This window comes from Pantoea piersonii (assembly GCF_003612015.1).
GTDB lineage: Bacteria > Pseudomonadota > Gammaproteobacteria > Enterobacterales > Enterobacteriaceae > Pantoea > Pantoea piersonii.
This window is the reverse complement of record NZ_RARB01000002.1, coordinates 562,781-583,610: the sequence shown is the minus strand read 5'-3', so window position 1 is coordinate 583,610 and position 20,830 is coordinate 562,781. Positions and strand designations below refer to the sequence as shown.

The 20,830-nt window shown below is 57.2% G+C and carries 21 protein-coding genes; 10 read left to right on the top strand and 11 right to left on the bottom strand.

The window, feature by feature from the left end:
• Nucleotides 1–40 precede the first annotated feature (40 nt).
• The 4 genes from manX to D7S44_RS08630 all read left to right on the top strand — a co-directional run bounded on the left by manX (nt 41) and on the right by D7S44_RS08630 (nt 3,259).
• Nucleotides 41–1,009: a PTS mannose transporter subunit IIAB gene (gene manX / locus D7S44_RS08645; RefSeq protein WP_120453914.1), complete on the top strand. Its 969-nt coding sequence runs from the start codon at nt 41–43 to the stop codon at nt 1,007–1,009.
• A gap of 60 nt (nt 1,010–1,069) precedes the next feature.
• Complete coding sequence (locus D7S44_RS08640) at nt 1,070–1,870, top strand: PTS mannose/fructose/sorbose transporter subunit IIC (protein ID WP_120454219.1); 801 nt, start codon at nt 1,070–1,072, stop codon at nt 1,868–1,870.
• A gap of 15 nt (nt 1,871–1,885) precedes the next feature.
• Nucleotides 1,886–2,731 carry a PTS mannose transporter subunit IID gene (locus tag D7S44_RS08635; protein ID WP_120453912.1) on the top strand — a complete coding sequence of 282 codons (846 nt, stop codon included), beginning with the start codon at nt 1,886–1,888 and terminating at the stop codon, nt 2,729–2,731.
• Nucleotides 2,732–2,800: 69 nt separating this feature from the next.
• On the top strand, nt 2,801–3,259 hold the full coding sequence (locus tag D7S44_RS08630; protein WP_120453910.1) for a DUF986 family protein: 459 nt from the start codon (nt 2,801–2,803) through the stop codon (nt 3,257–3,259).
• On the opposite strand, the gene rlmA is transcribed toward D7S44_RS08630, so the two are convergent.
• The 5 genes from rlmA to D7S44_RS08605 form a co-directional block, all read right to left on the bottom strand.
• A complete protein-coding gene (gene rlmA / locus D7S44_RS08625; RefSeq protein WP_120453908.1) occupies nt 3,256–4,053 on the bottom strand; it encodes a 23S rRNA (guanine(745)-N(1))-methyltransferase in 798 nt (265 codons plus the stop codon). The two genes, D7S44_RS08630 and rlmA, sit on opposite strands and share 4 nt — an antisense overlap.
• A gap of 138 nt (nt 4,054–4,191) precedes the next feature.
• A complete protein-coding gene (gene cspE / locus D7S44_RS08620) occupies nt 4,192–4,401 on the bottom strand; it encodes a transcription antiterminator/RNA stability regulator CspE (protein WP_003852684.1) in 210 nt (69 codons plus the stop codon).
• 81 nt (nt 4,402–4,482) lie between these two features.
• Nucleotides 4,483–4,557, bottom strand: a complete 75-nt coding sequence (locus D7S44_RS23865) for a DUF2627 domain-containing protein (protein WP_370661853.1) — start codon at nt 4,555–4,557, stop codon at nt 4,483–4,485.
• 522 nt (nt 4,558–5,079) lie between these two features.
• The gene (locus tag D7S44_RS08610) at nt 5,080–6,090 is read right to left on the bottom strand and encodes an MBL fold metallo-hydrolase (protein WP_120453906.1); all 1,011 of its coding nucleotides are present in this window, start codon (nt 6,088–6,090) and stop codon (nt 5,080–5,082) included.
• 27 nt (nt 6,091–6,117) lie between these two features.
• Nucleotides 6,118–6,384 carry a YebO family protein gene (locus D7S44_RS08605; RefSeq protein WP_120453905.1) on the bottom strand — a complete coding sequence of 89 codons (267 nt, stop codon included), beginning with the start codon at nt 6,382–6,384 and terminating at the stop codon, nt 6,118–6,120.
• 210 nt (nt 6,385–6,594) lie between these two features.
• On the opposite strand from D7S44_RS08605, the gene D7S44_RS08600 reads away from it, so the two are divergent.
• Nucleotides 6,595–6,831, top strand: coding sequence for a YobH family protein (locus tag D7S44_RS08600; RefSeq protein ID WP_120453903.1), 237 nt, complete (start codon nt 6,595–6,597; stop codon nt 6,829–6,831).
• A gap of 65 nt (nt 6,832–6,896) precedes the next feature.
• Here D7S44_RS08600 and kdgR read toward each other — a convergent pair whose 3' ends face one another.
• A complete protein-coding gene (kdgR, locus tag D7S44_RS08595; RefSeq protein ID WP_120453896.1) occupies nt 6,897–7,688 on the bottom strand; it encodes a DNA-binding transcriptional regulator KdgR in 792 nt (263 codons plus the stop codon).
• Nucleotides 7,689–7,876: 188 nt separating this feature from the next.
• On the opposite strand from kdgR, the gene D7S44_RS08590 reads away from it, so the two are divergent.
• The gene (locus D7S44_RS08590; protein ID WP_120454217.1) at nt 7,877–9,256 is read left to right on the top strand and encodes an MFS transporter; all 1,380 of its coding nucleotides are present in this window, start codon (nt 7,877–7,879) and stop codon (nt 9,254–9,256) included.
• 56 nt (nt 9,257–9,312) lie between these two features.
• Here D7S44_RS08590 and htpX read toward each other — a convergent pair whose 3' ends face one another.
• From htpX to D7S44_RS08570, 4 genes are all read right to left on the bottom strand, one after another.
• Complete coding sequence (gene htpX, locus D7S44_RS08585; protein WP_120453895.1) at nt 9,313–10,194, bottom strand: protease HtpX; 882 nt, start codon at nt 10,192–10,194, stop codon at nt 9,313–9,315.
• A gap of 217 nt (nt 10,195–10,411) precedes the next feature.
• Nucleotides 10,412–12,457: a carboxy terminal-processing peptidase gene (gene prc / locus D7S44_RS08580; RefSeq protein ID WP_120453892.1), complete on the bottom strand. Its 2,046-nt coding sequence runs from the start codon at nt 12,455–12,457 to the stop codon at nt 10,412–10,414.
• A gap of 19 nt (nt 12,458–12,476) precedes the next feature.
• On the bottom strand, nt 12,477–13,166 hold the full coding sequence (proQ, locus tag D7S44_RS08575) for an RNA chaperone ProQ (protein WP_120453890.1): 690 nt from the start codon (nt 13,164–13,166) through the stop codon (nt 12,477–12,479).
• Nucleotides 13,167–13,262: 96 nt separating this feature from the next.
• A complete protein-coding gene (locus tag D7S44_RS08570) occupies nt 13,263–13,763 on the bottom strand; it encodes a GAF domain-containing protein (RefSeq protein WP_120453888.1) in 501 nt (166 codons plus the stop codon).
• Nucleotides 13,764–13,996: 233 nt separating this feature from the next.
• Between D7S44_RS08570 and yebS the strand changes: the two genes are divergently transcribed.
• The 3 genes from yebS to rsmF all read left to right on the top strand — a co-directional run bounded on the left by yebS (nt 13,997) and on the right by rsmF (nt 19,554).
• Nucleotides 13,997–15,241 carry a membrane integrity lipid transport subunit YebS gene (yebS, locus tag D7S44_RS08565; protein ID WP_120453885.1) on the top strand — a complete coding sequence of 415 codons (1,245 nt, stop codon included), beginning with the start codon at nt 13,997–13,999 and terminating at the stop codon, nt 15,239–15,241.
• On the top strand, nt 15,210–17,846 hold the full coding sequence (locus D7S44_RS08560; protein WP_120453883.1) for a PqiB family protein: 2,637 nt from the start codon (nt 15,210–15,212) through the stop codon (nt 17,844–17,846). Before yebS ends, D7S44_RS08560 begins: the two co-directional genes overlap by 32 nt.
• A 283-nt stretch (nt 17,847–18,129) precedes the next feature.
• The gene (gene rsmF, locus D7S44_RS08555; protein ID WP_120453881.1) at nt 18,130–19,554 is read left to right on the top strand and encodes a 16S rRNA (cytosine(1407)-C(5))-methyltransferase RsmF; all 1,425 of its coding nucleotides are present in this window, start codon (nt 18,130–18,132) and stop codon (nt 19,552–19,554) included.
• A 3-nt stretch (nt 19,555–19,557) separates the two neighbouring features.
• Here rsmF and D7S44_RS08550 read toward each other — a convergent pair whose 3' ends face one another.
• A complete protein-coding gene (locus D7S44_RS08550; protein WP_120453879.1) occupies nt 19,558–20,217 on the bottom strand; it encodes a metallophosphoesterase in 660 nt (219 codons plus the stop codon).
• A 394-nt stretch (nt 20,218–20,611) separates the two neighbouring features.
• Between D7S44_RS08550 and D7S44_RS08545 the strand changes: the two genes are divergently transcribed.
• On the top strand, nt 20,612–20,818 hold the full coding sequence (locus D7S44_RS08545; RefSeq protein ID WP_120453877.1) for a hypothetical protein: 207 nt from the start codon (nt 20,612–20,614) through the stop codon (nt 20,816–20,818).
• Nucleotides 20,819–20,830: the final 12 nt, after the last annotated feature.

The following is a 20,830-nucleotide window of genomic DNA, read 5'->3' as shown; positions in this document are numbered from 1 at the left end:
TCGGCTCCAGACGAATTTCTTTAGCGAACGGAGGTAGCAAGTGACCATTGCGATAGTAATTGGTACACACGGCTGGGCAGCCGAACAACTGCTTAAAACCGCAGAAATGCTGTTGGGCGAGCAGGAGAACGTCGGATGGATCGACTTTGTGCCCGGCGAGAATGCAGAAACGCTTATCGAAAAATATCAGGCGCAACTGGCAAAGCTGGATACAACGAAAGGCGCGCTGTTTTTAGTCGACACCTGGGGAGGAAGTCCTTTCAATGCTGCCAGCCGTATCGTGCTGGATAAAGAAAATTACGATGTTATCGCCGGGGTCAATATTCCGATGCTGGTTGAGACCCTAATGGCGCGTGACGATAACCCCTCGTTTGTCGAACTGGTCGGCATCGCGGTAGAGACGGGTCGCGAAGGCGTTAAGGCACAGAAAACGCAGCTTGCCGCCCCCTCTGCGCCAGCCGCTGCGCCTGCAGCAAAAGCCCCGACGCCGCCGGCACAACCGCTGGCACCGGGCGAGCATATGAAAATTGGACTGGCGCGTATCGACGACCGCCTGATCCATGGTCAGGTGGCAACGCGCTGGACCAAAGAGACCAACGTTGCGCGCATTATTGTGGTCAGCGATGAGGTGGCGAAAGATCATGTTCGCAAAACCCTGCTGACGCAGGTCGCACCGCCCGGCGTTACCGCGCATGTGGTGGACGTCGACAAGATGGTGCGCGTCTGGAACAACCCGAAATATGGTCGCGACCGCGTCATGCTGCTCTTTACCAATCCTACCGACGTGCTGCGTGTGGTTGAACAGGGTGTCGATATTAAATCGGTCAATATCGGCGGCATGGCGTTTCGTCAGGGAAAAACGCAGGTCAATAACGCCGTATCGGTCGATGAAAAAGATATCGCGGCGTTCCGCAAGCTTAATGAACGCAACATTGAACTGGAAGTCCGTAAAGTTTCCAGCGATCAAAAACTGAAAATGATGGACCTGATCGCGAAGGTCAATGCGTAAAACGCCGCTGGCTGCGCCTGCGGGCCAGTTAACGCTATCCTCCTGAGGAGAAGGGATATGATGGAAATAACCTCGCTACAAATCATCCTGATATTTATCGTGGCCTGTATTGCGGGTATGGGTTCGATTCTGGATGAGTTTCAGTTTCACCGCCCGCTGGTCGCCTGTACCCTGATAGGGGCCGTACTCGGCGATATGAAAACCGGCATTATTATCGGCGGTACGCTGGAAATGATTGCGCTGGGCTGGATGAACATCGGTGCCGCCGTGGCGCCCGATGCCGCTCTCGCCTCAATCATCTCCACCATTCTGGTCATTGCCGGTGGCCAGAGCGTCGGCGCAGGTATTGCACTGGCGATCCCGCTGGCTGCGGCGGGTCAGGTGCTGACGATTATCGTGCGTACCATTACCGTCGCCTTCCAGCATGCGGCCGACAAGGCGGCGGAGAAAGGCAATCTGACGGCGATTTCGTGGATCCACGTTTCGGCACTGGTGTTGCAGGCGATGCGTATCGCCATTCCGGCGCTGATTGTGGCGATCTCGGTCGGCACCAGCGCGGTTCACTCTCTGCTTAGCTCCATTCCTGACGTGGTTACCAATGGTCTGAATATCGCGGGCGGCATGATCGTCGTGGTCGGTTACGCGATGGTCATCAATATGATGCGCGCAGGCTATCTGATGCCGTTCTTCTATCTCGGCTTTGTTACCGCGGCCTTTACCAGCTTCAACCTGGTGGCGCTGGGCGTCATCGGCGTCGTCATGGCAGTGCTCTACATCCAGCTGGCACCGAAATATAACCGCGTAGCGGGTGCGCCTGCAGCGGGTCCGGCAAACAACGATCTCGATAACGAACTTGACTAAGGAACAGGTGACAACATGGTAGATACAACTACAACGCAAAAAAAACTCACCCCGGGCGATATTCGCGGCGTGTTTTTGCGGTCGAACCTGTTTCAGGGTTCATGGAACTTCGAGCGTATGCAGGCCCTGGGTTTCTGTTTCTCAATGGTGCCGGTCATCCGTCGTCTCTATCCGGAAAACAACGAGGCGCGTAAGCAGGCGATCAAGCGTCACCTGGAGTTTTTTAATACGCATCCCTACGTGGCCGCGCCGGTGCTGGGCGTCACCATGGCGATGGAAGAGCAGCGCGCAAACGGCGCGGCGATCGATGACGCCGCCATCAACGGCATTAAAGTTGGCCTGATGGGGCCGCTGGCTGGCGTTGGCGACCCGATTTTCTGGGGAACCGTGCGTCCGGTATTCGCCGCGCTTGGCGCAGGCATCGCCATGAGCGGCAGCCTGCTCGGTCCGCTGCTGTTCTTTGTGCTGTTTAATCTGGCGCGTATGCTGACACGCTATTACGGCGTGGCGTATGGCTACCGCAAAGGGATCGATATCGTCAGCGATATGGGCGGCGGCTTCCTGCAGAAGCTGACGGAGGGCGCGTCGATTCTTGGCCTGTTTGTTATGGGCGCGCTGGTGAACAAGTGGACGCACGTTAATATCCCGCTGGTAGTGTCGCGCATTACCGACCAGACCGGGAAAACCACCGTTACCACGGTTCAGACCATCCTCGACCAGCTGATGCCGGGCATCGTGCCGCTGCTGCTGACCTTCGCCTGTATGTGGCTGCTGCGTCGTAAGGTCAACGCGCTGTGGATTATCGTTGGCTTCTTCGCCATCGGCATTTTTGGCTACTGGATCGGCCTGCTTGGCCTGTAGTTCTCTCGCCGGGCGCGCTGCGCCCGGCCACTTCCCCGCTTTTTCGACGCATCGCCAAAGGAGAATGTGATGACACTAACGGACGGCCTCATCGCGCTCTGCATCGCCGCGCTGCTGCTTTTCTCTCTCTATAACGACTTTATACTGCCGCGCCGCAAAGGCCCGACGCGTTTAAGCGTGCCGCTGCGACGCAGACACAAGATTGACAGCCTGATATTCATCGGGCTGCTGGCGATTTTACTCTGGAATAACGTGACCCATCAGGGACCGCAGCTGACGACCACCTTGCTGATGGTGCTCTGCTTTCTCGCCTGCTGGCTGTTCTGGCTGCGTCGGCCAACTCTGCTGATGAAGGGCGAGGGATTGTTCTATAGCGGCGTGTGGATAGCCTATGCGCGCATTCAAAGCATCAATCTGTCAGAAGATGGCATTCTGGTGATGCAGCTGGAGCAGCGCCGCCTGTTGATCGCCGTGCAGCAGCTCGACGATCTGGAACGTATCTACAACACGCTGGTAGAGGCGCGTTAACCGCGCCGCCATAGCGTCAGACGAAAATCAGCGTCGCACTCAAAGGTTTTCGTCGCCTGCAGCTCACCCCATACCGAAGGCTTCGCGCGCCAGGCGAAAGGCGTCATCTGCAACAGCGTCGCCGCCGCGTCCCCGCTCAGATGCATGGCATAGCGCAGCGACTGCTGGGTCTCTTCGCTAAAGCCGCTATAAAGCTTCTCTTCCGGCGCATGGAGCTGTACTTCGCGATAGATCAACGCCTTGAACTGTTGCAGATGGTGCGCGCCTGGCGTCACCGTCAGCAGCACGCCGCCGGGCTTGATTACGCGCGTCAGCTCCGCTTCGTTGCAGGGTGCGTAGATGCGCACCACAGCATCCAGCGAGGCGTCGGCAAACGGCAGGCGCTGGCTTGAAGCGACACAAAACTGCACGTCCGGATAACGTTTCGCCGCCAGACGAATTGCGTTTTTGGCAATATCCAGCCCGTAAACCTCTGCGCCAAGGGTACTGAGCGCCGAGGTGTAATAGCCTTCGCCGCAGCCGATGTCGAGCAGCGCGGAAGCATCCTGCAGCTTCTCGCGCAGCAGCGCTACCACGCCGTCGCGCAGCGGCTGATAGTGACCCGCCTGCAGAAACTCCCGTCGCGCCTGCATCATCTCTGCGCTGTCGCCAGGCTCGCGCGAACCTTTATGCTGAACGGGCAGCAAATTAAGATAGCCCTCTTTCGCCTGATCGAACTGATGACGATTTTCACAGCGCCAGCTGCGGTTTTCCGGCTGTAAAGAGAGATGGCAGAGGGGGCAGATCAGCAACATAGGGACTCCGTTAACAAGAGCGCCGCAGTTTACTCCGTTCGCTGCCGTACCGAAAGCGCAAAGAAAAAGCCCCGGTCAGATGACCAGGGCTTTACAGGATTCGTTTTCAGTGGTGCATGGCACCGAGCTGGCACGAAATCAGATAGCGGTTACGTTGACTGCAGCCGGGCCTTTCTGGCCGTCCTGAATTTCGAACTCAACGCTTTGGCCTTCAGCCAGGGTTTTGAAACCGTTGCCCTGGATAGCGGAGAAGTGTACGAACACATCTTTGCTACCGTCAGCAGGGGTAATAAAACCAAAACCTTTAGACTCGTTGAACCACTTAACCTGACCTTTAATCTTTGCCATTTTGCAAATTCCTTAGAGTGTTTATTTTGCCCGGAGGCAGACCTACAGAGAAACCAGAGACGTTACTGAATGAGGCACTAATTAAGGTTCGGCAAGGAAGCGGTATTCAACGTCAACGTTTTTACTCGTAACTTCTTTACTGAAGATGCCATACATAAACAGAACTGTACCTCGTTTGACCCACGAATTGTTATCACATATCCGCAAATTAATGGCAAGGCATTTTTAATCGGCGATGGACGCGCTGCACAAAATTTGCGAAGCAGTGACACACTTTGTTCATTTTGGTACATAACCTGACCATGCCGTAGCCGAAAAAGCATTATCCATCAACCTGCGATGATACGAATAACTCTAGCGGATAACCGCCTCGTCGTCCAACCTTGCTCACTGTAACGGATTAATTTAAAGATAAATTATTGCATTAATATGGCATTCTTTTTTCTTAAGCGAAACCGTAACCTAAAGCAAAGCGGCCTGCGTTCTTTTTAACGGCAGAGCGTCATCATTTTCACTGGCACCGATAATAAATGCTTTTGCACCAAAATCAGGAAAATAAAAGATAACCTTGCCCCAATTAAAAGCAGAGTCGCGCTTATTACTTATTACTATTTATTATTTGATCGCGGATAAAATATCTCTTCAACCCAGAGGCCGCTGTAGAAGAGATGCGGTTATTTAGGATTTTTCCTGGTTAATATTCTGCAGGCTGCGGCTCTCCCCTATTCTCCATGGTGCAAAGCGTCCATTATCTTCGCCGCTGCGCTGGATGGCGCGCATTAATTCCGCAGGCGGTTCATCCAGCGATTCATCGGCCAGTTCAAACACGCCCCAGTGAACCGGAAGGGTTAAAGGCTGACCGATTAGTCGCCATAACCACACCGCCTGATCGGGATCCATATGGCTGCTCGCCATGAACCATTTCGGTGCATAGGCGCCGATGGGCAAGGCTGCCAGATTAAAGGGACCAAGCTTGCGTGGAATCTCCGCCAGATTTTCAGAAAAACCGCTGTCGCCAGAGAACCAGAAATTCAGCGTTTTGCTGCGCACTACCCAGCCGCACCATAAAGAGCGGTTGCGATCGTGCAGCGTACGCATGCTCCAGTGACGCGCCGGGACGGCGGTCAGCGTCAGATCCGCTTCCTGCTGGCTTTGCCACCAGTCAAGCTGACGAACGTGCCGCGCGCCGCGCCGCTTAAACCACTTTTCCAGCCCCAGCGGCACCAGAAAGGTGACATCAGGGAAACGGCGGATAATGCGCTTCACGGTGGCGAGATCGAGATGATCGTAGTGATTATGAGATATCAGCACGTAATCGAGTCGCGGCAGCTGATGGATATTCAGCGGCGACGGTGATTTACGCTTTGGCCCGGCAAAGGGCAACGGCGAGGCGCGCAGAGAGAGCGCCGGGTCGATCAGCAGATAGCGCTGGCTAAGGCGCAGCAGTATCGCCGCGTGGCCTAACCACCAGATCCGGTCGTCAGTGCCGGCCAGATCGGCAGGTTGCCACCAGTCTGTTCTGAAACCCTCATAGCCCGCCTGAGGTGGAAAAGGCAATCCCTGCGCTTTGCGCTCTTTGCGCCAGCGGTCAAGATCGCCCGGCTGGCGCAGATCGGGTTCCAGATTGCGAAAGCCTTCAGGTGTATGGTGCGCTTGACTGCCGTCGTACCAGGGATTTCGCCAGGCCATGTTGCCTCCTTGCCAGGGTGGAGAACGTTAGCGTTCCGGGATCATGCGAATAAAATCGCGCTTCTCTTCCGGGTCCTGCTTTTCCTGCTCGCCGCACTGATTCTCAACCAGACGGCGCAGCAGCGTGTTCTGTTTTTTCTGCTCTTCCAGCAGGTGGCTCAGCAGCTCAATCTGTTCGCTGGCGCGCACGCTGGCCCGGTTAACGAAAAACCAGACGATAAACGCCACAATAATAATGATCGCCAGTACGCCATAGCTAAACAGCGGACCAGAAGTTGCGGCTAACTCGTTCATAACTGCCTCAAAAACGAAAAATATTAATGGCCTCGATTCTACCTGTTGCGCGCGCGGCTGACCAGGCTATACGCCTGAATGCAGAATTCCCTGACTGCCTCGCTTTCGGCAATCTCCGATCGCTTCAGCAGACAAAGCGAGGCAAGCTGTTAATATTACGGGCGGCAGCAAACAGTGGACAGCTGCGTTATGTATCTTATGGAGAACAAAATGAAACTTTTAATTCGGGCAATCTTGCTCATCGGCGTGATCTGGATCGGCATGCTGTTTACCGGCTACGGCGTGCTGACCGGCAGCACGAAGAATGCGGCGGGCCTGGGCCTGCAGTGCAGCTACCTTACCGCGCGCGGCCTGATTACCGCACAGTATCTGCATACCGACAGCGGCGTTATCGGCGTGACAGACTGCCCCTTGCTTAAGAAGAGCGGCGACGTGATCGATAACTAAGAAACAGGCCGGTTTTTATCCGCGCTGTTGTCAGAGAGTAAAGCGGGCGCCTGCCCGCTTTTTTATCAGAAAGCGTAGTCGTGGTAGCCCATCTCAGCGGAGAGCGTGCGCGCCGCACGATGCAGCATGGCGACATAGTCACTTTTCGCCTCTTCCGAGAAGCGAATCGTCGGGAAAGAGATGCTGAGACCGGCGATGACTACGCCAAAGCGGTCAAAAACCGGCACGGCGATACAGCGTAATCCCTCTTCCTGCTCTTCGTTATCTTCGCCGAACCCCTGTGCCTTCACCTGATCCAGCACGTCGATAAGCGCTTCGCGCGTGACGATGGTGTTAGCGGTGCTGCGCTTAAACTCGACCTCTTTGAGGATATCGTTCACCTCGGCGCGGTCGCGCCAGGCGAGCAGCACTTTACCGATAGCCGTGGTGTGCAAGGGATTGCGGCGACCGATGCGCGAATACATACGCAGGTTATAGAGTGAGTCGATTTTGTGGATATAGACAATGCTGTCCTCTTCCAGCGCCCCAAGGTGAATCGTCTCTTTGGTCAGGCGGGAAAGCTCACGCATCTGTACATCCGCGCTGCGGATCAGATCGACGTTCTGCAGCGCTTTCGCACCCAGCTCAAACAGCTTCAGCGTCAGGGAGTATTTTTCGCTCTCCCCTTCCTGGGTGACGTAACCCAGCGCCTTCATGGTCTGCAGGAAGCGGTAAACGGTACTTTTCGACATCATGACGCGCTGCGCCAGCTCAGTAATACCGTGATCGCGCTCCTCGCCCAGCGCCTGAAGAATGCCGAACACCTTCATAACGGAGGAAACGGCATCGGGTTGTTTATCGTTTTCACTGGCGGCCATCACGCACCCTTTTTTGAAATTGTTTTAATAAAATCGGAACAGACGGTCAATATAGCGCGTCACCGCACGCAGCACCATTGTCTGTCATTGAACGACATAATTTAGCCGCGACTTTTAGTCTAAAGGCGGTGCGTTTTGGCAGTGGATTCATTAGCATGTTCATATTCACTCACTTTACTTATCTCGCTATGTCCCCTACACCTTTTCAGGATGGTCTTCCCGCTCCGCAACGCTATGGCGCTATTTTTACTATTGCTCTGGGCATTATGATGGCGGTGCTGGATGGCGCTATCGCCAACGTGGCCTTACCTACTATCGCGCGCGAGCTTCATGCCAGTCCTGCCCAGTCCGTCTGGATCGTTAACGCCTATCAGATCGCTATCGTCGCCTCGCTGCTGTCGCTCTCTTTTCTGGGCGATATGCTGGGCTATCGTCGCGTCTATCAGGTTGGCCTCGGCCTGTTTATCCTTACTTCGGCATTCTGCGCCCTCTCCTCTTCGCTCTCGATGCTGACCCTGGCGCGCGTGCTGCAGGGTTTTGGCGGCGCGGCGTTGATGAGCGTAAACACCGCGCTGATCCGAATTATCTATCCGCAGCGCCATCTGGGACGCGGCATGGCGATTAACTCTCTGGTGGTAGCGGTATCCAGCGCCGCCGGACCGACGGTCGCCGCGGCGATCCTGTCGTTCGCCAGCTGGAAATGGCTCTTTCTGATCAACGTGCCGCTGGGCGTCATTGCGCTCTGGCTGGCGCTGCGCTTTCTGCCGGAGAACAGCCAGAAAGCGAAAGCGCAGAAATTCGACGTGCCGAGCGCGCTGATGAATGCGCTCTTTTTCGGTCTGCTGATCTACGGGCTGACCGGTTTCGCCCAGGGGGAAAACCCTGCGCTGGCGCTGGCTGAGGTGGTAGTGCTGGCGGTAGTCGGCTGGTTCTTCGTGCGTCGTCAGCAGCGCCTGGCAGTGCCGCTGCTGCCGGTCGATCTGCTGCGTATTCCGCTTTTTAGCCTGTCGATCTGCACCTCGATCTGCTCTTTCTGCGCGCAGATGCTGGCGATGGTTTCACTGCCTTTTTTCCTGCAAAACGTGCTGGGGCGCAATGAAGTCGCTACCGGCCTGCTGCTGACCCCCTGGCCGCTGGCGACCATGGTGCTGGCACCGATTGCCGGACGTTTGATTGAGCATATTCATGCCGGGCTGCTCGGCGGTATTGGTCTGGCGCTTTTCGCGGCGGGGCTCTTCCTGCTGGCGTTGCTGCCCGCACAGCCGCAGGACTGGGATATTATCTGGCGTATGGCGCTGTGCGGAGCCGGTTTTGGCCTGTTCCAGTCGCCCAATAACCACACCATTATCTCTTCCGCTCCGCGCAACCGCAGCGGCGGCGCCAGCGGAATGCTGGGAACGGCGCGTCTGCTGGGTCAGAGCAGCGGCGCGGCGCTGGTGGCGCTGATGTTCACGATGTTCGATCAGAACGGTACGCACGCTTCGCTGATTCTGGCGGGACTCTTCTCCAGCGTCGCCGCGCTGTTCAGCCTCTCGCGCCTGTCGCAGAAGCGCGTCGCAACGCAGTAGGCCACATCAATAAAAAAGGCGACTCCAGGGAGTCGCCTTTTTCTTCGGCTCTGCGATTACTTCAGATACTGGCCGCTGCGTAACGCTTCGATACGCTTATCCAGCGGCGGGTGTGACATAAACAGCTCGCTCAGGGATTTGTTTTTGCCGTTGATGCAAAACGCCATCATGCTGCTCGGCTCCTGCGGTTCGTAGCTGGTTTTCAGACGCTGCAGCGCGGCGATCATCTTCTCGCGGCCCACCAGCTTCGCTGAACCGGCGTCGGCGTGGAACTCACGGTGACGTGAGAACCACATGGTGATGATGCTGGCCAGAATACCGAACACCAGCTCCAGCACCGTTGCCACCGCGAAGTAGACCAGCGGGTTGCCGTTGCCGCCCTCTTCGCCGTCACGGTTGCCGGACAGAAAGCCCGACGCCACCTGCGCGATAATACGCGAAATAAAGATCACGAAGGTGTTCACGATGCCCTGGATCAGCGTCATGGTCACCATGTCGCCGTTAGCGATATGCGCGATCTCATGCGCCAGCACCGCCTCCGCTTCGTCACGGCTCATGTTCTGCAACAGACCGGTGGAAACGGCGACCAGCGACGCATCGCGACGCGCGCCGGTGGCGAACGCGTTGATATCGGGCGCATGGTACACAGCGACCTGCGGCATGGCGATACCTGCCTGCTGCGCCTGACGGCCAACGGTCTGCATCAGCCAGCGTTCCGTTTCATTCCGGGGTTGTTCAATTACTTCACCGCCGACCGAACGCAACGCCATCCACTTCGACATCAGCAGTGAAACAAACGCACCGCCAAAGCCAAACAGGCCTGCCATAATCATCAGGCCCTGAACACTGCTTGACTGGATCCCTGTCAGGCTGAGGATCAGCCCAAAGACCAACATCACAGCTAAGTTGGTCACCAGGAAAAGAGCAATACGCATCATAAAAGTTAATTTTCCTCAGTTGTTCATGCGCTGACTGCGCGGATCCTTATCCTAGGGTCATCGCGCCGCATTTCAAGCGACCTTAACCTTTAAGTGCCTAAAAAGACATAACTTTACATTTAGTCACGCTTTCGCCGCGCGGCTGGTTTCGGCAACCGTTCCCGATCCTCTGGGCAAAAAAAAGCACCGCGGCGCGGTGCTTTTCAATCCCTTGCGCTTACTGCGCGGCGGGAGTGGACGCAGCAGGCTGTGATTTATCCAGCTGCGCCAGGTCGTTGGCGATTTTCACCGTCTCGTCGAGGTAAGGATCGGGCTCTTTATAATCCTTCGGCAGATCGTCCAGGCTCTTCAGCGGCTTTTTGCCTTCCGCCTGATAGCGCGCGTTAATCCGCTCCAGACGCAGCGCATCTTCTTCGTGGTTCTCTTTCTCGCGCTGGGCAAGATTAAGCGACACGATATTGCGCTTGTCCTTCATCGCATCAAAGCGAGCGATATCTTTCATGATGTACTGGAACTCGCGATCCTGGGCGATACGCGCTTCGTGCTGTTTGGTCAGCTGCGCGACCAGCGGCTTGACGTCGCCGGTTTTGGTATACGTCGCGGCATTGATGCTGTCCCAGGGCAGCGCGTTGTCTTCGAACTTCTCGCCCGTTTCCGCCGCTTCCACGCCGGTCGGCATCAGCAGGTCCGGCGTCACGCCTTTACGCTGCGTGCTGCCGCCGTTGATACGGTAAAACTTCTGGATAGTGTAGGAAACGGAACCCAGCGCAGGCCATTCAGGACGCAGCATCTGATCGTAAATGCGGTTCAGCGATCGATACTGCTGCACGGTGCCTTTACCAAACGTCGGCTCGCCAACGATCAGCGCACGGCCATAGTCCTGCATCGCCGCAGCGAAGATTTCGGATGCCGAGGCGCTGAAGCGGTCTACCAGCACCACCAGCGGGCCTTTGTAGTAGACGACGCCGTCGTTGTCGCTGTCCTCGCGGACGCGACCGTTATTGTCGCGCACCTGCACCACCGGACCGCTCGGGATAAACAGACCGGAAAGCGATACCGCTTCGGTCAGCGCGCCGCCGCCGTTAGTCCGCAGATCGATCACAACGCTGTCGACGTTCTGCTTCTGCAGCTTTTGCAGCTGAACTTTCACATCATCGGTCAGACCGACGTAGAAGCCAGGAATATCCAGTACGCCGACTTTCTGTTTGCCGACGTTATGCACGCTCATTTTCACCGCGCGGTCTTCAAGGCGGATCTTCTCACGCGTCAGAGAGACAGTGCGGGTTTTGGTGCCCTTGCCCGCAGGCAGGATCTCAAGACGCACTTTGCTGCCTTTCGGCCCCTTGATTTTGGCTACCACATCATCAAGACGCCAGCCGATTACATCTTCCATCGGCTTGCCTGGCTGACCGACGCCGACAATGCGGTCGCCGACGCTGATCGATTTGCTCTTCGCCGCCGGTCCGCCCGCGACCATAGAGTTGATCACCGTGTAGTCATCATCCATTTGCAGCACCGCGCCGATGCCTTCCAGCGACAGACTCATTTCGGTGTTGAACTGTTCGGTGTTGCGCGGCGACAGATAGCTGGTGTGCGGATCGATTTCATGCGCAAACGCGTTCATCGCCAGCTGGAAGACATCTTCGCTGTTGCTCTGCGCCAGGCGGCGAATAGCAAAGTTGTAGCGCTTGGTCAGCACATCGCGAATTTCTTTGTCATCTTTACCGGTCAGCTTCAGGCTGAGCTGGTCATATTTGACCTTGGCGTCCCATAACGCGTTCAGCTCGGCCTGATCTTTCGGCCAGGGCGCTTTGGCGCGATCGATATCGATGGTGTCGTTGCCGGTAAAGTTCATCGGACGGTTCAGCACGTCAAGCGCGTACTGATAGCGCTCGAAACGGCGTTTCTGCGCCAGATTGTAGAGATCGTAAAACACGTCCAGCTTGCCGCTGCGCAGCTCGTCGCCGAGCGTGGTTTTTTTATCGGCAAACTGCGCCACATCTGATGCCAGCAACACGTTGTGGTTGTAGTCGAGCATATTCAGATAGCGATCGAAAATCTTCGCCGAAAAGGCCTGATCAAGATCGAACTGGCGATAGTGAGAGCGGGTAAAGCGGGAGGTCACGCGTTCGCTGACGGTGGGGTCCTGCGGATCTTCATGAAGCTGAGGGATCTGATCGGCGCGGGTAATATTCTCTGCGCCAAATGAAGGGCCTGCCAGTAGCAGGCCCACAATCATACCGATTTTTAACAGGGTGTTCATGCCGGGGTCAGCCTCCGTTTCAGAACTGCAAGTGTTCTGCGCGCACAATCATTGCCATGCCGGAAGCGAGCTGTACCCGAACGCCGTCTTTTGACACTTCAAGAACGGTAGCGTCCATCGCACTTTTGCCTGCTTTGACTTTGATATTCTGGCCTGGTTGCAAAGTTGAGGTATCGGTGATGGGTTTAGCCTGCGCCGCCGGGCGCGGAGCCGGTTTGCGATCCTGAGCGGCCGGACGCGGCGACTGAGGACGCGCTTTGCGCGGCGCATCGCCGTCAGCTGGCTTGCGTGCGGCGGGCCGACGCGGACGACGCGGTTCAGCGCCCTCTTCGCCTGCGGCTTCGCGTTTCGCGGCCTTCTGCTGCTCGCGCTGCGCCTGAACGCGCGCTTTCGCCTCTTCCAGCTGCTGACGCGCATGCTGCACGTGCTGCTCGTCCAGCACGCCGCAGGCGTTGCCGTCGAGATCGACGCGCGTTGCGCCAGCTTTAATGCCGTAAAGGTAACGCCAGCTGGAAGTATAGAGACGCAGCGCTGAACGCAGCTGGGTCTTACTCAGACTCATTTCGCCCTGAACGCGCTCTACCAGATCCTGAAAGATGCCGATTTTGAGCGGACGCGCTTCACCTTCAGCGCTAAAGCAGTTTGGAAAACGTTCCGCCAGAAAGGCGATCACTTCTTTACTGCTATTCAACTTAGGTTGATTTTCCATGAAATTTCCTGATTACAACGGATTTGCCGACCAGAGCAGGCATGAACAGGCGACATTATAATGACAACATTGCCAAATGCCATGCGATCCAGTCGATTAGCTGCGCGTCAGCTGCAAAAATTTTTCGATCTCGCTGTGCGCGAGCACGTCGCAAAGCCCATCAGTCAGTGCAACCAGCCCTGTTTCATCCTCGCTGTCAAAGCGATTGAACACCGTGCTGTCGATATCCAGAACGCCCACCAGCGTGCCGTTTACTTTCAGAGGAATCACGATCTCGGCATTGCTGGCGGCATCGCAGGCGATATGGCCGGGAAAAGCGTGCACGTCGTCGACGCGCTGCACTTTATCCTGCGCTATTGCCGTACCACACACCCCCTTGCCTACCGGAATGCGCACGCAGGCGATTTTGCCCTGAAAGGGGCCCAGCACCAGCGTATCGGCCTCAGTCAGCAGGTAGAAGCCCGCCCAGTTAACGCCGTCGAGGCGTTCATACAGCAGCGCGCTGAAATTGCCCAGCGCGGCGAGAAACGAGGTCTCGCCCGCGAGCAAAGCGCGCATATCGCGATTCAAATCAGCGTAAAAGGCAGTTTTGTTCATTGTTTAACCATTAACATTAACAACAGAGCGGCTTTTATTAACCGCCCGTTAAAATAAGCACTAAATATCCACCGCCACAAGGTGAATCATCGCGTTAGTTGCTATAACCTTAGATTTTTGTGGATCGAAACGTGGGCCCTTTGCGGGCGTGCCTGAAACGTGAAAACGTTTTTTTGCCCCACGACCGCATCCGGTCACAGCGACAAATATCCGGGCGAAACCTGCATCACCCTATGAAAATTCACGCTATCAGCCAGCCATTGCCCCACGCACGTTATCAGCGTTGTCCGCAATGCGATACCCTTTTTTCCTTACCGGATGTGAAATCGCATCAGTCTGCCTATTGTCCACGCTGCCATGCGCAAATTATCAGCGGGCGTGACTGGTCGATGACGCGGCTGACCGTCATGGCCGCGATGATCCTGGTGCTGATGCCTTTCGCCTTTACCCTGCCGCTGGTGGATATTCGCCTGCTCGGCATGCGCATTAACGCCAGCCTGCTGGGCGGCGTGATCCAGATGGCGGAACAGGGCAATGTGCTTACTGCTTCGATGGTGGCGTTCTGCACTATCGGCGCGCCAGCCGCGCTCGTCGTCGGTATCGGCTATCTCAGCATCGGCCACCGGCTGGGGATGAATCTGCGGCCGGTATTGCTGATGCTGGAAAAGGTCAAAGAGTGGGTAATGCTCGACATCTATCTGGTGGGCATTGCGGTGGCGTCGATCAAGGTGCAGGATTACGCCTCGCTGGAGGTCGGCTACGGGCTGGCCGCCTATCTGACGTTAACGGCGCTGAGCCTGCTGACCTTGATCCACCTTAACGTCGAGCAGCTCTGGGAACATTTTTATCCACAGAAGCAGTATGGTTCTGCCCGCGACAAACTGCAGGTGTGCCTTAATTGCCACAATACCGGCGAGCCGGACGCGCGCGGCCGCTGCCCGCGCTGCCATACGCCCCTTGACTTCCGGCGTCGCCACAGCCTGCAAAAATCCTGGGCGGCGCTTATCGCCTCTGTTGTACTGCTTATTCCCGCTAACCTGCTGCCTATCTCTGTGGTCTACCTTAATGGTTCGCGACGCGAAGATACGATTTTTTCCGGCATTCTTGGCCTGGCGTCCGGCAATATTCCGGTGGCGGCGGTGGTGTTTATCGCCAGTATTCTGGTGCCCTTTACTAAGGTGCTGGTCATGCTGACGCTGCTGTTAAGTATTCACTTCCGCTGCGAGCAGGGTCTAAAAACCCGTATTCGCCTGCTGCGGGTCGTTACCTGGGTTGGCCGCTGGTCAATGCTGGATCTCTTTGTGATTTCATTAACCATGTCGCTGGTCAATCGCGATCAGCTGCTGGCTTTTACCATGGGACCCGCCGCGTTTTATTTCGGCTCGGCGGTGATCCTGACCATTATGGCCGTTGAGTGGCTCGACAGCCGCCTGCTTTGGGATGCACATGCAACAGGAAACGCCGACTACACCGACTAACGCGACGCTGCGCAGCAAACGTAAGGTTTCTCCATTCTGGCTCCTGCCGATTGTAGCGATGCTGATCGCCGGCTGGCTGCTCTGGACTAACTACGAAGAGCGCGGCACGGTGATCACCATTAACTTCCAGTCGGCGGACGGCATCGTGCCGGGCCGCACGCCGATCCGCTATCAGGGCGTGGAGGTCGGCACCGTGCAGGGCATCAATCTGAGCGATGACTACCGCACTATCCAGATCAAGGCGAGCATCAAAAGCGATATGAAAGAGGCGCTGCGCGAGAACACCCAGTTCTGGCTGGTGACGCCGAAAGCCTCGCTGGCGGGCGTATCGGGACTCGATGCGCTGGTGGGGGGCAACTATATCGGCATGATGCCGGGCAGCGGCAAACCGCGCGATAACTTTATTGCGCAGGATACCCAGCCCAAGTACCGCGTTAATACCGGCGAGCTGCTGATCCATCTGCACGCGCCCGATCTCGGCGCGCTCAATTCCGGCTCGCTGGTTTACTACCGCAAAATCCCGGTCGGCCGCGTCTATGACTACAGCATCAACAGCAAAACGGACGGCGTCTCCATTGATGTGCTAATCGAACGCCGCTTTAAGAATCTGGTTAAAACCAACAGCCGCTTCTGGAATGTTTCCGGCCTGAGCGCCGACGTCAGCCTCAGCGGCGCGAAGGTCGAGCTGGAGAGCCTGGCGGCGCTGGTCAACGGCGCCATCGCCTTTGACTCGCCAGACGATTCGCCGCAGGCGAAAACGGACCAGAACTACCGGCTCTATCCCGATCTGGCGCGCAGCCAGCGCGGCGTGATTGTGACGCTCGATCTGCCTGACGGCAATAACCTGAAAGCGGGCCGGACGCCGCTGGTCTATCAGGGCCTCGAGGTCGGCAGCCTGACAAAACTGAATCTGCTGAGCGGCGGGAAAGTCACGGGAGAGCTGACGCTCGATCCCTCCGTCGTCAATCTGATGCGCAGCGGCACGCGCATTGAGATGCGCAGCCCGAAGGTGAGCCTGACCGATACCAATCTCAGCAGCCTGCTGACCGGCAATACGCTTGAGCTGGTGCCAGGCGACGGCGAGCCGCAAAGCCACTTTACCGTGCTGCCCGCCAGCGAGTCGCTGCTGCAGAAGCCTGACGTGCTGACGGTGAAACTCAGCGCGCCGGAAAGTTATGGCATCGATGCCGGTCAGCCGGTCATGCTGCACGGCATGAAGATCGGCCAGGTCATTTCGCGCGAGCTGAATGAGAAAGGCATTCTGTTTGTCGCGGCGATTGAGCCGGCCTATCGCAACCTGGTGCACGGCGACAGCAAATTTATCGTCAACAGTCGCCTCGACGTGAAGTTTGGCCTCGACGGCATGAAAGTGCTGGGCGCCAGCGCGCGCGAATGGGTCGACGGCGGCATTCGTCTTGAGCCGGGCAATCAGGGCGCGGTTAAATCCGCTTACCCGCTGTTCGCCGACGCCGAAAAAGCGGAGGAAGGCATTATCGGCGATCGCCCTTCCACTACCCTGACGCTGACCGCCAACAGCCTGCCGGACGTGCAGGCTGGCTCGGTGGTGCTGTACCGCAAATATGAGGTCGGCGAAATCGTTGACGTCACGCCGCGCGCCAGCGCCTTCGATATCGCCGTCCATATCAAACCGGAGTATCGCAAGCTGTTGACCAGCGAGAGCGTGTTCTGGGCGGAAGGCGGCGCGCGCGTGCAGCTTAACGGCAGCGGCCTGACGGTACAGGCATCGCCGCTTAACCGTGCGCTGCGCGGCGCCATCAGCTTCGACAATATGAGCGGCGCGGCGAACGCCAAAGGCAGCAAGCGCACGCTTTATCCTTCCGAGACGGCGGCGCGCGCGGTCGGCAGCCAGATTACCCTGCATACTTACGACGCCAGCAAGCTGTCGGAAGGGATGCCGATTCGCTATCTGGGCATTAACATCGGCCAGGTGGAGTCCCTCTCTCTGAGTAAAGATAATAATCAGGTAGTCGCGAAGGCGGTGCTCTATCCAGAGTATGTACAGGACTTTGCGCGCACCGGCAGTCACTTCTCGGTAGTGTCGCCAGAGATCTCGCCGGCTGGCGTTAATCATCTGGAGACGCTCCTGCAGCCCTACGTCAACGTCGACCCAGGCAAAGGAGGACCGGCGCGTATTTTCGAGCTGCAGGAGAGTACCATTACCGATTCACGCTACCTGAACGGGCTGACGATTTATGTCGACGCCGCCGAGGCGGGCTCGCTCTCTATCGGTACGCCGGTACTGTTCCGCGGCGTCGAGGTCGGCACCGTAACCGGCACTTCGCTGGGCAATATGGCGGACAGGGTGCAGATTGCGCTGCGCATCAGCAAAAAGTATCAACATCTGGTGCGCAACAACTCCGTGTTCTGGCTGGCGTCAGGCTATAACCTCGACTTCGGCCTGATTGGCGGCGTGGTGAAAACCGGCACCTTCCAGCAGTTTATTCGCGGCGGCATTCAGTTCGCCACGCCGCCGACGGTGCCGCTGGCGCCGCAGGCGGGCGCAGACAAGCACTTCCTGCTGCAGGATGAAGCGCCGAAAAACTGGCGCAGCTGGGGAACGGCTATCCCCGATCCGCGACAGTAAGCTGGTCGGCAACACCTGGTATTGTGGTGCGAGCGAGGGTTCAAGCCCCGCTCGCAAAGACGCATAACATGGTCTTGCTGCCAGCTCGTCCCACGCAGATACGCACCCTGGCCTTACGGTGCGTATCTGCGTTGTTCAAAACCGCTCTGCGTTTTCCCTGCCGCGGAGCGCCTGGTTTTTTGTTCCCTGCTGTCTGACTACCGGACCAGCGGCCTGGAGCGACGTCACCCTTTTCGTGCTACACTGCCGCCCCTGTTTTTGACCTCAACGTTTCAACTGGAACCTGCCCGTGGCCGATCTTTTCCCCTCTGACTTTCTTGACCTGATGCGCGCCGCGCTGCCCGATGACGCCGAGCTGCAACGCTTTATCGCCATCAGCCAGCAACCGCTGCGTCGCACTATCCGCGTCAACACGCTCAAAATCAGCGTAGCGGATTTCCTCACCCAGACGGCTGACTATGGCTGGCGGCTGACGCCGGTGCCCTGGTGCGCGGAAGGCTTCTGGATTGAGCGCGACGATGAGAGTCTGCCGCTGGGCAGCGTGGCGGAGCATCTGAGCGGGCTGTTTTACATTCAGGAAGCGAGCTCTATGCTGCCGGTCAGCGCGCTGTTTGACGCCGCGCCCGATGCGCTGAGGGTGATGGATATGGCGGCCGCGCCCGGCTCGAAAACCACGCAGATAGCGGCGCGCATGGGCAACCGCGGCGCCATCCTTGCCAACGAATTTTCGGCGAGCCGCGTCAAGGTGCTGCACGCCAATATCAGCCGCTGCGGCGTCAGCAATGTCGCCCTCACCCATTTTGACGCACGCGTCTTCGGCCCCGCCTTGCCGGAACAGTTTGACGCCGTGCTGCTGGATGCGCCCTGCTCGGGCGAAGGGGTGATCCGTAAAGACGCCGACGCGCTGAAAAACTGGTCGCTGAGCAGCACCGAGGCGATTGCTGCCACCCAGCGCGATCTGATCGAAAGCGCCTTCCATGCGCTTAAACCGGGCGGTATCCTGGTCTATTCCACCTGCACACTCAATCAGATAGAGAACCAGCAGGTGATCGCCTGGCTGCTGGCGCGCTATCCGCAGGCGGTAGAGGTCGTTCCGCTCGACGCGCTTTTCGCCGATGCCGCGCAGGCTTTAACGCCGGAAGGCTTTTTGCACGTGTTTCCGCAGCTGTTCGACAGCGAAGGCTTTTTCGTCGCGCGGCTGCGTAAAACCGCCTCGGTCGCGCCGCTGCCGCAGCCCGGCTACAGGCTGGGCAAGCTGCCCTTTACGCCAGTGAATAAAAAGATGGCGGCAGAGGTCGCTAACGCGGCGGCGTCGGTCGGCCTGCAATGGAGCGACGAACTGACGCTGTGGCAGCGCGATAAAGAGATCTGGCTGTTTCCAGAGGCAATTACGCCGCTGCTCGGCAGCGTTCGCTTCTCCCGTATCGGCCTGAAGCTGGCGGAAACCTTTGCACGAGGCTACCGCTGGCAGCATGAAGCGGTCATCGCGCTGGCGCAGCTGGATGCGCAACGGACATTTGAACTGTCTGCTGACGAGGCGCTGGAGTGGTATCGCGGACGGGATATCTTCCCGGAGACGCCGCCGCAGCGTGATGAAATGATTGTGACTTACCAGCAGCAGCCGCTCGGCCTGGCGAAACGCGTCGGCAGCCGCATTAAAAACAGCTACCCACGCGAGCTGGTGCGCGACGGTCGCCTGTTCCGCTGAGCCTTATTGCAGCTGCACCAGCGTCAGCCGGTTGCCGAACACCGCGCCGGTATCGATATAGCGCAGGTTGCCCGATTCCAGCGGACGCTGTAGCGGCGTATGGCCGAAATAGAACTCATCCGCGCCGCCTATTTCCCCCGCCTCTTTTCCCGCATCGCCCGCCTGCAGCCGGGTGATGCGTTCGCGGTTCCACACCACTTTATGCCAGTCTAACGGCTGCTCCCAGGCGTAGCGCGCTGCCGGATAGTCCGCGTGCGCCACTATCACAATGCGATCCGCAAGCTGCAGATGCAGGATCAGCGGCAGAGTGGTTAGGCGTTTGAGCGCATGACGCGCCGCAATCAGCTTCGCTCCCTTGAGCTTATAGAACCACTCTCCGCCGTTCATCATCCAGTTCAGCCTGTCGTGACACTGTAACGCCTCAATCGCCATCTCTTCATGATTTCCGCGCACGCAGCGGAACCACGGCTGTTCTAACAACTCTAAACAGCCGGGACTGTCTGGCCCGCGATCGATGATATCGCCGACGGAAATCAGCAGGTCGCTCTGCTTGTCAAAACCGTTCTCCAGCAGCAATGCATCAAGCTGACTGCGGCAGCCGTGCAGGTCGCCCACAACCCATATGTTTTGCCAGTTTTCACCATTGAGATACTGGTAGTGCATTTCGATCCCGCTTGTTAACCAGAGGTTTATTAAGTGCGGGTTAAAGTATAGCCGGTCACATCTTCAGGGAGGCGTGATGAATAGCCGGAAACAATTTATTAGCGTGTTAGTGCTGATCTTCGTCGGCAGTCTGCTCCTGCTGGAATCGCTGGCGCGTCTCGTGCATCTGCTGTTTGTCGGCTGATCTGCCTGACGCGATGTTCGCTGCCTGCTACTCAGATTTTTCGTAATTTTTGCGCATAAAAGCGCCAGAGCGTGACGATTACTGTTCAGATATCAGGATGTTTCTGACAGACAAAACTGCGTTAGTGTGAGACCTCAGCCCGTCCACAATGTGGAGCAGATACACACAGCAAAGGAGGGATGGCTGATTACCTCCGTCAGGAGAATAAGAATGGTCGCTGAAACGCTTGATAACGTAAGTTTTAACCTTGATTCTCTCGAAAACGCCGCATTAGAAATCTGTAAAACTAAAGGGATGCTGGGTATGCTGTTGGCGTCTGTCTCCGCCGACATTCAGCAATCCTATTTCCAGCTGTTACGCGAGTCCGGCTTCGATGATGAGCTGGTCTGGCTGCAACAGGTGCTTGATACAAAATAAGTGCTTCAGTTA

Bases quoted from the DNA above. Each gene is read 5' to 3' on its own strand.
- D7S44_RS08610 (WP_120453906.1), bottom strand. From the start codon at position 6,090: ATGGCCTGGCGAAATCCCTGGTACGACGGCAGTCAAGCGCACCATACA.
- cspE (WP_003852684.1), bottom strand. From the start codon at position 4,401: ATGGCAAAGATTAAAGGTCAGGTTAAGTGGTTCAACGAGTCTAAAGGT.
- htpX (WP_120453895.1), bottom strand. From the start codon at position 10,194: ATGATGCGTATTGCTCTTTTCCTGGTGACCAACTTAGCTGTGATGTTG.
- D7S44_RS08605 (WP_120453905.1), bottom strand. From the start codon at position 6,384: ATGAACGAGTTAGCCGCAACTTCTGGTCCGCTGTTTAGCTATGGCGTA.
- kdgR (WP_120453896.1), bottom strand. From the start codon at position 7,688: ATGGCCGCCAGTGAAAACGATAAACAACCCGATGCCGTTTCCTCCGTT.
- D7S44_RS08570 (WP_120453888.1), bottom strand. From the start codon at position 13,763: ATGAACAAAACTGCCTTTTACGCTGATTTGAATCGCGATATGCGCGCT.
- D7S44_RS08600 (WP_120453903.1), top strand. From the start codon at position 6,595: ATGAAACTTTTAATTCGGGCAATCTTGCTCATCGGCGTGATCTGGATC.
- D7S44_RS08630 (WP_120453910.1), top strand. From the start codon at position 2,801: ATGACACTAACGGACGGCCTCATCGCGCTCTGCATCGCCGCGCTGCTG.
- rlmA (WP_120453908.1), bottom strand. From the start codon at position 4,053: ATGTTGCTGATCTGCCCCCTCTGCCATCTCTCTTTACAGCCGGAAAAC.
- yebS (WP_120453885.1), top strand. From the start codon at position 13,997: ATGAAAATTCACGCTATCAGCCAGCCATTGCCCCACGCACGTTATCAG.
- D7S44_RS08550 (WP_120453879.1), bottom strand. From the start codon at position 20,217: ATGCACTACCAGTATCTCAATGGTGAAAACTGGCAAAACATATGGGTT.
- D7S44_RS08560 (WP_120453883.1), top strand. From the start codon at position 15,210: ATGCAACAGGAAACGCCGACTACACCGACTAACGCGACGCTGCGCAGC.
- D7S44_RS08590 (WP_120454217.1), top strand. From the start codon at position 7,877: ATGTCCCCTACACCTTTTCAGGATGGTCTTCCCGCTCCGCAACGCTAT.
- D7S44_RS08635 (WP_120453912.1), top strand. From the start codon at position 1,886: ATGGTAGATACAACTACAACGCAAAAAAAACTCACCCCGGGCGATATT.
- proQ (WP_120453890.1), bottom strand. From the start codon at position 13,166: ATGGAAAATCAACCTAAGTTGAATAGCAGTAAAGAAGTGATCGCCTTT.
- D7S44_RS08545 (WP_120453877.1), top strand. From the start codon at position 20,612: ATGGTCGCTGAAACGCTTGATAACGTAAGTTTTAACCTTGATTCTCTC.
- prc (WP_120453892.1), bottom strand. From the start codon at position 12,457: ATGAACACCCTGTTAAAAATCGGTATGATTGTGGGCCTGCTACTGGCA.
- D7S44_RS08640 (WP_120454219.1), top strand. From the start codon at position 1,070: ATGGAAATAACCTCGCTACAAATCATCCTGATATTTATCGTGGCCTGT.